This window comes from Janthinobacterium sp. SUN118 (assembly GCF_030397695.1).
Taxonomy (GTDB): domain Bacteria; phylum Pseudomonadota; class Gammaproteobacteria; order Burkholderiales; family Burkholderiaceae_D; genus Janthinobacterium.
The window spans coordinates 2,041,411-2,054,334 of the sequence record NZ_JAPUBV010000001.1 but is presented as its reverse complement, the minus strand read 5'-3'; the positions used below and the strand labels follow the sequence as shown (position 1 = coordinate 2,054,334).

At 71.4% G+C, this 12,924-nt stretch carries 3 protein-coding genes; all 3 read right to left on the bottom strand.

What is annotated here, in order from left to right; genetic code table 11:
- Positions 1-3 precede the first annotated feature (3 nt).
- From O0880_RS09340 to O0880_RS09330, 3 genes are read right to left on the bottom strand one after another with little or no spacing between them, the layout of a single operon-like run.
- Positions 4-3,027 carry a non-ribosomal peptide synthetase gene (locus tag O0880_RS09340; RefSeq protein WP_289886137.1) on the bottom strand — a complete coding sequence of 1,008 codons (3,024 nt, stop codon included), beginning with the start codon at positions 3,025-3,027 and terminating at the stop codon, positions 4-6.
- Positions 3,024-11,897 carry a non-ribosomal peptide synthetase gene (locus O0880_RS09335; RefSeq protein WP_289886136.1) on the bottom strand — a complete coding sequence of 2,958 codons (8,874 nt, stop codon included), beginning with the start codon at positions 11,895-11,897 and terminating at the stop codon, positions 3,024-3,026. The genes O0880_RS09340 and O0880_RS09335 overlap by 4 nt, the downstream gene beginning before the upstream one ends.
- Positions 11,890-12,762, bottom strand: coding sequence for a TauD/TfdA family dioxygenase (locus O0880_RS09330; RefSeq protein WP_289887331.1), 873 nt, complete (start codon positions 12,760-12,762; stop codon positions 11,890-11,892). Before O0880_RS09330 ends, O0880_RS09335 begins: the two co-directional genes overlap by 8 nt.
- Between the last annotated feature and the right edge of the window lie 162 nt (positions 12,763-12,924).

Genomic DNA, 12,924 nt, shown 5'->3' with positions numbered 1-12,924 from the left:
ACGCTAGGCCGGCGCGCCCTGGCGCAGCGCCGCCCGCGCCTCCGGCGTCATGCCGGCCAGCTGGCGCCGCAGCCCCGCCACCTGCTCCAGGCGGCCCGCCTCGCCCTCGAGCGCCGACAAGGCGCGCGCCAGCGCCGCCGGCGTGGCGTGGTCGAACACCAGGCCAGGGGCGAACTCCAGCTGCAGCGCCTTGCGGATGCGGCCCACCAGCTTGATCACCAGCAGCGAATGCCCGCCCAGCGCAAAGAAATCCTCATCCGCGTCCGGCGCATCCTGCTCCAGCACCTCGCCCATCAGGTACGCCAGCAGCCACTCGAGGGCGGAAACGGGCCCGGTGCGCGGCCCCTCCGGCGCCTGCCGCGGGCGCGGCGCGGGCAGCGCGCGCAGGTCGACCTTGCCGTTGCCCAGGCGCGGCAACTGCGGCAGCACCACGATGGCCGCCGGCAGCATCACCTCGGGCAGGCAGGCGCGCAGGGCCGCATGCCAGGCCTCCTCCTGCCCCTGCTGTCCCTCGTGCGCCACCACCCATGCCACCAGATGGCGCCCGCCATCCTCGCCACGCGGGGCGACCACGGCCTGGCGCACGCCGGGCAGGGCCAGCAGCGCCGCCTCGACTTCGCCCGGCTCGACGCGAAAGCCGCGCAGCTTGACCTGATGGTCGGCGCGCCCCGCCAGCTCCAGGCCGCCATCGGGCAGGTAGCGCGCCAGGTCGCCGGTACGATAGAGTTTTTCGCCCGCCAGCAGGGGATCGGCCACGAACAGCGCGCCGGACCGGTTCAGGTAGCTGCGGCACAGCTGCGCGCCGCCCACATGCAGCTCCCCCAGCGAGCCGGTGACGGCCAGCGCGCCATGGCTGTCGAGCACCAGCACGCGGCAATTGGCCAGCACCCGCGTCAGCGGCAGCACGGCCGGCAACGGCGCGGCGAGGTCCGGCGCGTGCGTCATGACGCCGACGGTGGTCTCGGTGGGGCCGTAGTGGTTGAAGACGCGGCTGGCCGGCGCCAGCGCATGAATGCGCTGCAGCAGGCGGCGCGGCGCGGCCTCGCCGCCCAGCACGATGGTGGCCGGCAGCGCCGCATCGTGCTCGTCGAGCAGCGCATCCAGGTGCGACGGCACGATCTTCAGGCAATCGATGCGGCCGTCGCGGATGAAGCGCGCAAACGCGGCCGGCGCCTGCATGTCCTGCGCATCGGCCACCACCAGGCAAGCGCCATGCAGCAGCGCGCCAAACAGCGCCGTGTTGCCCAGGTCCGCCGCCAGCGCGGAACTGAGGGCAAAGCGCCGCGCGCCATCCAGGCCCAGCTGCTCGCTGGCCGCCAGCGCGTAATTGAGCAGGTGCCGGTGCTCCACCACCACCCCCTTCGGCGCGCCGGTCGAGCCGGAGGTGTACAGCACGTACGCCGCCTGCGTCGCGTCGGGCTGCTGCTCCGGCGCCGTCGCCGGCCAGGCTTGCAGCTGCGGCGCGATGGCGGCCAGGGACACGCAGCGCACGCCGCCGCGCCGGCCCTCCTCCCCCGGCGTCAGCAGCAGCACCGGACTGGCGTCGCCGAGGATCGCCTCCGTGCGCGCGGCAGGCCACTCCGGCTCCAGCGGCAGGTAGGCGCCGCCGGCGCGCATCACGGCCAGCAGCGCCACCACCAGTTCGCCGCTGCGCGGCAGGGCCAGCGCCACGATGCTTTCGCTGCCCACGCCCTGCGCGCGCAGCCAGTGCGCCAGGCGGTTGACGCGTTCGTCCAGCTGCGCATAGTCGAGCTGCATGTCGCGCGCCTGCAGCGCCGGCGCGCCGGGCGTCAGGCGCGCCCAATCGCCGATCCGTTCGGACAGGGTGCGCGCGCCATAGCGCACGGCCGGGCCGTTCAGGGCCAGCAGCGCCTCCCGTTCGTCAACGCCCACCAGCGGCAAGGCGGAAATGGCTTGCGCGGCGCATACCTCCAGTCCCGCCAGCAAGGTGGCCAGCTGTTCCAGCAGCCGGCTGGCCGCCGCCGCGCCGTAGCACGGTGCGTGGCGCACGCTCAGGCGCCGCGCCGCGCCGGCCTGGTCCAGCTCGACCATCAGCGCCAGTTCGAAGATGTCCGCGCTGGCCGGCAGCGGGCCGCAGGCAAATGAGGCGCCGCCGGCCTGCGCGCCGGCCGGCAGCTCGCCCAAGGCGAAGCCCGCGCTGAAATGCGCATCGCCATGCGGCGCCGCCACGGGCGCGAATTCCTGCGCCTCCACGTGCTGCTCCAGCATGGCGGCGCAGCGCGACAGCCAGTCGCCGAACGGCTCGTCGAGCGACAGGCCGATATCGAGCGGCAGGATCTTTTCAAAGACGCCGACGGCGTCGTCCATCACCGCATAGTCGCGGCGGCAGTCATGCTGCCAGCCGGCGCTGAACGTCCCGTGTCCCTGGATGCGCGCCAGCAGCGCCCACCACGCCGCCTGCAGCAGCGCCACCAGCGGCACGCCGAAGGCCTCGGCCAGCCGGTCCAGGCTGGCCGACACCGGCGCGGACAGCTCGCGCGATTGCGCGGCGCGCCCCGTTCCCGCCGCCGCGCCGTCGCGGTAGGCGAGCCGCAGCGCCGGCTGCCGGCCCGCGCCGGCCCAGTAAGCGCGCCCGGCCTGGGCCTCCTCGTTTTGCTCGATGTCACGCCGCCATTCCACGAATTCGGCGTACTGCAACGGCTCGTCCAGCGCCGCGCCGTCATACAGGCGCACCAGGTCGCGGTACAGGATTTCCATGCTGCGCCGGTCCGCCACCAGGGCCGGCAGGCGCAGCACCAGCTGGCAGCCTTGCGGCGCCTCGTGGATCGACAGCGTCTCGCCAGCCTCCGCCGGCGGCGCGATCCACTGGCGCAGGCCGCGGTAGCCGTCGACGGCGCCAAAGCGGGCGCGCAGCTGCGTGTGGCGCGCCGCCAGCATGCCCACCGCCACTCGCAGGCGCGCCATGTCGGGCTGGCCGGCGATATTCACCGTCAGCTGCAGCATGCCCGCATCGGGCGGCACGGTGCGCTGCTCGGCGCTCAGCGCGAAGGCGTCCGGCGCGCTCATGCCGCACCGCCTTGCGCCAGCTGCGCGCGGCCCAGCAGTTCGCTCATCGCCACGACGATCTTGCGCGGGCCCTGGAACGGATCGCGCGCATGCGCCGCCAGCATATTGTCGAGCATGACGACGTCGCCCTGCTGCCATGCGAAGCGCACGGCGCACGCCTCGTACAATTCGCCGACCAGGCGCATCACGTCGTCCTCGATCGGCGTGCCATCGCCGTAATACACGTGCCGCGGCATGCGCTCGATGCCGACCATCGCCAGCAAGTCCTCGCGCACTTCGGGTTCGAGGAAATAGATATGGTGCAGCTGCACCTGGTTGAAGAAACTGCGTTCGCCCGTCATCGGGTGGCTGATCACGGCCGGGCAGATGGTACGCGTCTGCAGCGTGTCGTTTTCCAGCCAGCGGCATTCGATGCCGGCGGCAGCGCAGCGCGCCTCGACTTCGGCGCGGTCGTCGGTACGGTAAAAATCGCGCCACGACACGTCGAACTTGTCGGTAAACGTGCGCACGTACATCAGCTGCTTGCGCTCGAATGCCTCGGCCACCTCGGCCGGCAGGCGGCGCAGCATTTCGCGGCAATCGACGATGGGCGTGGCGCCGCCCACGGGCGACGGCAGCTCGCAGAAGAACCACTGCTTGCGCGGCCAGCGGTCGAGGTGGGCGCTCTCGTTGTGGAACAGGATCATCTGCTGTTCCGGATACGGCGTCGAGCGGTAGGTCTTCTTGCCGCCCTCCTTTTTCGGCAAGTCCGCATATTCGCCGTACAGCTGGGCGTCGATGGCTTCGGCGAACGACTCGAATTCCTGCGCCGTGCGCAAGCCGAAGCCACGGAAGACGATGCCGCCGTGCTGGCGCAAGGTGGCGTCGATGAAATCGCGCTGGCCGCGCGCCCAGGCGACGGGGTCGAGGTCGTCGCTGGCCGGCTCGATCAGCTGCGGAAAATCGCGGCCAGCCTGCAGCGGCCCCTGGCGGATGGCGGCGCGCGGCGCCGGCCTGGCGCCGGCCAGCGGCAGCTTCTTTTTCAGGCCGTCGAGCTTGCCGGCCGCGAATGGCGTTACGGGTGTGCTATCCATGATGTCCTTGTGTACGGGTACGCTGAAGTGGATCAAAGGGGTGGCGGGCGCGGCGAGCGCCCGGTCGAGCAGGTCCAGCCAGGCGTCGGCCAGGCGCGCCACGCTGTCCGGCCGGAACAGCGCGCTGGCATACACCCATTCCGCGGTCAGCGCGCCGTCGGCGCGCGGCTCCAGGAACAGCGCCATGTCGAACTTCGACGCGCGCTCAAGCGGCGGCAGGATGGTCGCCTCGATGCCGGGCATGGCCAGCTGCCCCGCCGGCGTGTTCTGCAGCACGAACAGCAGCTGCACCAGCGGATTCCAGCGCCGGTCGCGCGGCGTGCCAGCCGCCTCGACGATGCGGTCGAATGGCAGGTCCTGGTGTTCGAAGGCATCGAGCGTGGTGCGCCGGGCTTGCGCCAGCAGCGCATCGAAATCGTCGCCGGCCGCGATGCGCGAACGCAGCGGCAGCACGTTGACGAAGAAGCCGATCAAGCCTTCCAGATCGCTGTGGCGCCGTCCCGCCACGTCCGTGCCGATGACGATGTCGTCGGCCAGGGTCAGGCGGTGCAGCAGCCACTGGAAGCTGGCCAGCAAGACCATGAAGGAGGTGGCTTGCCGCTGCCGGGCCAGCGCCTCGACCCTGGCCACCAGCGCGGCGGGCAGGACGAAGCGCAGCTCGGCGCCCGCGTGCGTGGCCACCGGCGCGCGCGGGAAGTCCAGCGGCAGGGGCAGCAGCACCGGCGCGCCGGCCAGCGCATCGCGCCAGAACGCCGCCTGCCTGCGGCCCGCCAGGCCAGCGAGCACGGCGCGCTGCCAGGCCGCGTAATCGGCGTACTGCAACGGCAGCGCGGGCAGCCGCGGCACCTCGCCCAGACAATGCGCGGCATAGCCGCGTGCCAGTTCGTCGGCCAGGATGCCGACCGACCAGCCATCGGCCACCATGTGATGCATGGCGAACAGCAGCAGGGACAGCTCGTCGTCCATGCGCAGCAGGCTGGCGCGCAGCACGGGTCCGTGCACCAGGTCGAAAGGCTGGCGCGTGTCGGCGCGGATCGCTTCGGCGGCCGCCTGCTCGCGCTCCGTCGGCGGCAAGTGGCGCAGATCGGTGACAGGCAAGTCCAGCGTAAGCTGCGCGGCAATCTCCACATACGGATCGCCGTCCTGCTCCGGGTAGCGGCTGCGCAGGTTTTCATGGCGCGCCACCAGCCAGTTCAGCGCCGCCTGCAAGGCCGGCACCTGCAGCGGCCCGGCCAGGCGCACCGTGGCGCCCATGTTGTAGGTGGCCGACGCCGTCGCGGCCAGGCGCTCGACCAGCCACAAACGCTGCTGCGCCAGCGACAGCGCCATCGGCGCGCCGCTGCGCGGCACAGGCAGCAGCGCAGGCAGGGTCTCCGCCTGCCGCGCCTCCCCGCGGTGGCTGGCGATGGCCGCCGCCAGCGCCGCCAGCGTGGGCGCGGCAAACACGGCGCGCAGCGGCAGCTCGCATTGCAGCGCGCCGCGCAGGCGCGACACGAGCCGCGTGGCCAGCAGCGAATGCCCGCCCAGCGCAAAGAAGTTGTCGTCGCTCCCCACGCGCGGCACGCCCAGCAGCGCGCTCCAGATGGCCGCCAGCGCCTGTTCCAGCTCGCCCTGCGGCGCCGCGTATGCTTCGCTTTCCAGCTGCGGCGCCGGCAGCGCGCTGCGCTCCACCTTGCCCGCCGGGCTCAATGGCAGGCGCGCCAGCGCCACGATGGCCGCCGGCAGCATGTAGTCGGGCAGCGCCGCCGCCAAGGCCGCGCGCAAAACGCCCACCTCCACCTGGGCCGGACTCACATACGCCACCAGGCGCGCGCCAGCGGGACCATCCTGCGCCACCACCACCGCTTCGCGCACGCCCGGCTGCGCCAGCAATTGCGCCTCGATCTCGCCCAGCTCCACGCGGAAGCCGCGGATCTTGATCTGGTGGTCGATGCGTCCCAGGTAATCGAGCTGTCCGGCGCGCCAGCGCACCAGGTCGCCCGTGCGGTACAGGCGCGCGCCGGGCGCGCCATGCGGGTCCGGCACGAAACGCTCGGCCGTCAGCGCCGCGCGGCCCAGGTAGCCGCGCGCCAGCAGGGCGCCGCCGATGCACAGCTCACCGGCAGCACCCGGCGGCACCAGAGACATATCCGCGTCGAGCACCTGCAGCGCGCGTCCCGCCAGCGGCAGGCCGATCGGCATCTGCGCCGGCGCCGCGCCATCGAGGTAGGGCGCGCAATCGAGCGTGGCCGCCGTCACCGTCGCCTCCGTCGGACCATAGGTGTTGAGCAGGCGAATGTGCCGCATGCCCGCCTGGCGCCACGCCTGCAGCGCTTCCGGCGGCATCGCCTCGCCGCCCGCGTGCACCTGGCGCAGCGCGCCGTAGTCGCGCGGGCCTTGCAGCGCAAAATCCTGCGCCAGCAGCGACCAGTACGCCGTCGTCAGGTCGGCCACGCTGATGCGGTAGCGGTGCAGCGCCTGGTAAAACGTCTCGCTGTCCCATAAATCCGGGCCGCGCAAGACCAGCGCCGCACCGATGCACAGGGTCGGCCAGGCCTGTTCGACGAAGCCGTCGAAGTTCAGGGTCGAGAACTGCAGCACGCGGTCCTGCGCCGTCAGGCCGAAGAAGCCGACCGACACCTGCGCATGCCGGCTCAGGGCCTGGTGCGCGATGCCCACGCCCTTCGGCTTGCCCGTCGAGCCGGAGGTGTAGATCACGTAGGCCAGCTGCTGCGGCAACGGCGCCTGGCCGGGGTCGTGCTCCAGCGCCGACGGCCGCTCCACCAGCTGCACCGGCAAGCCCGCCGGCAAGGTCAGGCGCGGCAGCACCGACGCCTGCGTCAGCAGCAGCGCCATGCCGCTGTCGGCGATCATGTAGGCCAGGCGTTCGGCCGGATAGCCGGGGTCGAGCGGCACGTAGGCGGCGCCCGTCTTGAGGATGGCCAGCAGGCCGGCCAGCATGTCGACCGAGCGCTCGACGGCGATGCCGACGCGTACTTCCGGCCCCGCGCCCTGCGCCAGCAGCGCATGCGCGAGGCGGTTGGCGCGCAGATTCAGGGCGCGGTAGCTGAGCGCCTCGTCCTCGTGCAGCAGCGCCAGCGCATCCGGATGCAGCACGGCCTGCAGCTCGAACTGCGCGTGCACGGGCAGGTCGTTCCACGGCCCGCCTTCGTTGCGGCCCTGACGCAGCACGTCGTGCGCCTGCGCGGCGGACAGCATGGGCAGCGCGGCCAGCACCTCGTTGCCCGCCGCCTGCGCCAGCGCGGCCACCAGCTGCCGGTAGTGCTGCATCAGCGCCTTGAGCCGCGCTTCGGGCAGGCGCCCCGCATCGGCGCTGAACAGCACGTCGATATGCTGGTCTGGCATCACCTCGATGGTCAGGCCATAGCTGCTTTGCTCATGGTTGTCGCGCTGGTGCAGCTGCAGCGGGCCTTGCGGCGTGGCGCAGCTCCAGCGCCGCCCCTGCGCCATCGGCAGGTTCTGGAAGACCATCAGGGTATCGAACAGCGCGCCGCCATGGCCCGCCTGCTTCTGGATCTCGACCAGCGGGCTTTGTTCGTATTCGCGGATCTCGACGTTCTCCTGCTGCACGGCGCGCAGGAATTCGCCGAGCCCCAGCGCGCCGCGCGGATGCAGGCGCAGCGGCAAGGTGTTGATGAAGACGCCGAGCATGTCCTGCGCACCCGGCAGGTCTGCCGGACGGCCGGCTGAGGTGACGCCGAAAATCACGTCCTGCTGTCCGCTGTAGCGCGCCAGCAGCATGGCCCACGCGGCCTGCATCACGGTGTTCAGGGTCACCTGGCAGCTGCGCGCCAGCTGCCGCAGCTGTTCCGCCTGCACGGCGTCGAAGCGCAGCGCCAGGGTCTGGTGCACGCCATTGGCCCTGGACGCCGGCAGCAGCGCCGGCAAGGGCGTGGCGCCCTCCACGCCGGCCATGCGGGCGCGCCAGAAAGCGCTGCCCGCCGCCTCGCCGCCGCGCCGTCCCAGCCATTCGATGTAGTCGCGGTAGGCCGGCCGTTGCGGCAGCACGGCGATGTCGCCAGCCTGGCTGGCGCGGTAGCGTTCCAGCACTTCCTCGAGCAGCATCACCGAGCACCAGCCATCGACGATCAGATGATGGCGACTCCAGACCAGCAGCCAGCGCTGCGCGGCCAGGCGGACCAGCGCCACGCGCATCAGTGGCGCCTGTTCCAGCACGTGGCCGCGCTTGCGGTCGGCGCTGCAGAATGCCTGCAACGCCTGCTCCTGCCCCTCGGCGTCGAGCGCCTGCCAGTCCAGCTGCAGCAGGTCGAGCGCGGCGCCAGCCTGTACGCACTGCAGCGGCTGCTCCAGCCCCTGCCACGCAAAACCCGTGCGCAGGATGGCATGCGCGTCGATCGCCTGCTGCCATGCCGCGCGCATGGCGTCCGGCGCGAACGGTCCGTTCACTTCCAGCACCAGCTGGTTGCAATACACGCCGCTGCCGCCCTCCTCCGCGTCGAGGCGGCTGTGGAACAGCAGGCCCGTTTGCAGCAGCGACAGCGGATAGGCATCCTGCAAGCCCGGACGCGCCGCCTGCAGGGCCGCCAGCTGCGCCGCATCGAGGCCCGCCAGCGCAAACGGCGCGGCATGCCCCGCCTGCACGGCAACCGTTGCGGACGGCGCAGGCGCAGGCGCGGCGATGCAGGTGACCAGCTGCGCGATGCTGGGATGGTCGAACAGGTTCTTCGGCGTCAGCTTCAGGCCCCGCTTGCGCGCCCTGGCGATCATTTGCAGGCCGAGGATGGAATCGCCGCCGCAGGCGAAGAAATTATCGTGCAGCGATACACCGTCGGCCGTGCCGCCGAGGACTTCGGCCCACACTTCGGCCAGCACGTTCTCGTGGGCGCTGCGCGGCGCGGCAGGCGCGCTTGCCGGCACCGGTGCGGCCGGGGCGGGTTCCGGCAAGCCTTTGCGGTCGACCTTGCCGTTCGCCAGCAGCGGCAGGCGCGCCAGCACCTGCCACAGGGCCGGCACCATCGCTTCCGGCAAGGCTTGCGCCATCGCCGTGCGCAGCGTGTCGATCAGGCCCGCCTGCGCGGCGGCGCCATCGCGCGCCACCACGCTGGCCAGCAGGCGCAAGCCGTCGCCGCCCGGCAGCGGCCGCGCCACCACCGCCGCATCGGCCAGTTCCGCGCGGGCCTTCAGCCACGCCTCGACTTCACCGAGTTCGACGCGGAAGCCGCGGATCTTGACCTGGTCGTCGCCGCGGCCGAAGAACTCCAGCACGCCGCCGTCGAGCATGCGCACGCGGTCGCCGCTGCGGTACAGGCGCGCGCCGGGCGCCGGGCCGAACGGGTCGGGAATGAAGCGTTCGGCGCTCAGGCCGGCGCGCCGCAGGTAGCCTTGCGCCACGCCGGCGCCGCCCAGATACAGCTCGCCGATGGCGCCCAGCGGCAGCAGCTCGCCGCGCGCGTCGAGCACATAGGCGGCGCGCCCGGCCAGCGGCGCGCCGACCGGCACGTAGGCGGACAGGCCCGTTGGCGCCGTGGCCGCATCCTGCGCCAGGCAACCGACCGTCGTTTCGGTGGGGCCGTAGTGGTTGACCACGCGGCAGCCGGGACGCAGCTCGCCCACGCGGCGCACCAGCGCCGGGTCCAGCCCCTCGCCGCCCAGCACCAGGCAATGCCGGGGCAGCAGCCGCTGCGGGCGGCTGGCCGACAGCAACGCCTTCAGGTGCGAAGGCACGATCTTCAGGCAATCGAGCGGCTGCGCTTCCAGCAATTCGGCCAGCACTTCCGGATCGGCGCTGTGCGCGTCGTCGATCAGGCGCAGAGTGCGCCCGCTGAGCAGCGCGCCGAACCATGCCGTATAACCCAGGTCGGCCGTCAGCGACGACAGTGCGCTCATGCTGGCCTGCGGCGGCAATGCCAGGCGCGGCATCACTCCTGCCACGTAGGCGGCCAGGTTGCCCTGGCTGAGCAACACGCCCTTGGGCGCGCCCGTCGAACCGGAAGTATAGATGATGTAGGCCGGCAGTTCGGCGTGGCACGGCGGCGCGCGCCACCCCGCGCCGGCACCCGCTTCGGCATCGGCTGCATCGGCGTCGAGCCAGCGCCGCCCTTCGAGCAGCGTGGGCGCCGCGCCGCTGCCGACGGTCAGCACGACGCCGGCGTCGTCGAGCATCTGGCGCAGGCGCAGCGCCGGCAAGCCGCTGTCCAGGCACAGGTAGGCGGCGCCCGCGCGCCAGACGGCCAGCATGGCGACGATCAGCGGCGTATCGCGCGCCAGCAGCAGGCCGACCCTGTCGCCGGCGCCAACGCCGGCGGCCTGCAGGCGTATGGCCAGGCGCAGCGCGGCCTGGTCCAGCTGCGCATAGCTCAGGCGTCCGCCAGGCGCATCGAGCGCCGTGTGCTGCGGATGCTCCCGCACCTGCCGCAGGAACATCTGCAGCGCGGTGGGCGCGGCGCCGGCAGGCAGGGGCTGCCCCTGCGCCTGCGACAAGTGGCGCGGATCGAGCCGCAACTGGCTCAGGCGCGCTTGCGGATGCGCCACGATATCGCGCAGCAGTGCGCGGAAATGCATCACCATGCGCTCGATGCTGGCGGCGCGGAACAGGCCCGTATCATAGCGCCACTGCCCCAGCAGGCCGGCGCCGGAATCCTGCCAGCGCAAGTTCATGTCGTTGGCCGCGCCGCGCTGGGTGGCGAACAGTTCGCGCGCCACCTGACGCCCCAGCGCAGGCCGCTCGCCCAGCGGCACCAGGGTCATCATGTGGCGGAACAGCGGCGTGCGCGCGCCGTCCTGCAGCGGCGCGCAATGCTCGGTCATCAGCGCCAGCGGATATTGCTGGTGTTTCAGGGAACCGCGCAATTGCAGCCAGCAGGCGGCGAGGAAATCGGGGAAGGCAGGATCGGCGCGGCAATCGGCGCGCAGCGGTATCGCATTGAGCGTAAAGCCCAGCAAATTCCGGTAACGCGCGCCGCTGTGGCCCGCCACCGGCGTGCCGATGAGGAATTCGGGCTGTCCCGTGTAGCGGTGCATGAAGGCCAGGAAAGCCGCCATCAGCAAGCCATACAGCGACACGCCCCGGTCCGCGGCCAGCTGGCGCAGCTGCTGCGCTTCTTCCGCGCCGATCGCGAATTCGACTTCGGCGCCGTCGAAGGCGGGCGATGCGGCACGGGGGAAATCGGTGGCCAGCTGCAGCGGCCCCGGCTCCCCGGCCAGGCGCTCGCGCCAGAACTGTTCCAGCCGCTGGCCGCGCGGCCCCGCCAGCATGGCGCTGTGTTCATCGAGCCATGCACGGTACAGCGCATCGGGGCGCAGCACCAGCGCCTGGCCCGCGCGCAGGGTTTCATAGGCCTCGAACAGCGTTTCCAGGAACACGAAGCTGCTCGAGAAATCGGCCGCGATATGGTGCATGGACGCCATCAGGTAAAACGTCTGCTGGCCGCCATCGTGGTCGACCAGCAGCCGCGCGCGCACGGGCGCATCGTGCTCGAGCACGAATGGCAGGTCGGCCTGGCGGGCCAGGAAGGCCCGCGCCCCCGCCTCGCCCAGGCCCTGCGTGGTCTCGACGGCAAAGTCTTCGCCTGGCGCCGCGCGACGCAGCATGCGCGGCCCGTCCTCGCCTTCCGCATACACGCAGCCGAGCACTTCATAGCTTTGCTGCGCATGCAGGAAGGCCTGGCGCAGCAGGGCCGCATCGACGGGGCCGGCCAGCTCGGCGCCGAACGCCATGTTGTAGGCCGGGCTCTCCGGCGCCATCTTGTAGAACGTCCACAGGGCGCGCTGGCCGTGGCTCAGCGCCTGTCCGGCAGCGGGAAATCCGGCTGGCCAGCCGGCGGCGAGATCATTCATGTGCGGCCTCCGCCATCGCCACGACGATCTTGCGGGCGCCCTTGAAGGTGGAACGGCCATGCGCGGCCAGCATATTGTCGAGCATCAGCACATCGCCCTCGACCCACGGAAACATCACCGTGCAGGCATCGAGGACGCCGCGAATTTCCTGCAGCGCCGATTCCTCGATCGGCGAGCCGTCGCCGTAATACACATTGCGCGGCAAATCGAAGTCGCTGTCGACCAGCATCAGCAGCGATTCGCGCACGGCCGGCGCCAGGTTCGACACATGGAACAAATGCGCTTGGTTGAACCACACGTCCTGTCCCGTGCGCGGATGCCGCGCCACCGCCTGGCACACTTGCCGCGTGCGCAGTTCGCCATCGTCCTTCCACTCGAAGGCGATGTCCTGCGAGCGGCAATAGCGCTCCGCCTCGGCCCTGTCATCCGTGTTGAATGCATCCTGCCATGGCAAATCCAGGCCATTGCCATAATTGCGCACGTACATCAGGCGTTTCTGCTCGAAGCGCCGGCGCAGGGCAGGGTCGAGGCGCGCAAAGATCTGCCGGCTGTCGGCGATCGGCGTCTCGCCATCCTGCGCGCTGGCCACGATGCAGTGGAACCAGATCTTCATCGGCCACTGGCGCGTGTAGGACTGTTCGCAGTGCAGGGGAATCACCTGGTGCGCCGGGTATTCGGTCGAGGTGTATACGCCCTTGCCCAGCGCGGAGCGGGGCGTGGAGCCGAATTCATAGGTCAGCAGCTCATGCCCGAACGCGCGCGCAAATTGCTGGAAAGGCTGCTCGCCATGCAGCCCGAAACCGCGGAACAGCAGGCCGCCCGCCACGTCGAGGTGCGCTTGCGCGGCGGCCAGCATGGCCGGCATGGCCGCTGGCCACCGCGCGCCCTGCCCAGGCGTGACGAGCATGGGAAGACTGCTTCCCGGTAATAACGGAGACACCTCCAGCTGACCATCGAATACAGTGCTTGTTGCCGAGTGCATGCCAACTCCTTCGTCTGAGATTGCGTAACGTCCTGGCGAGCGGTC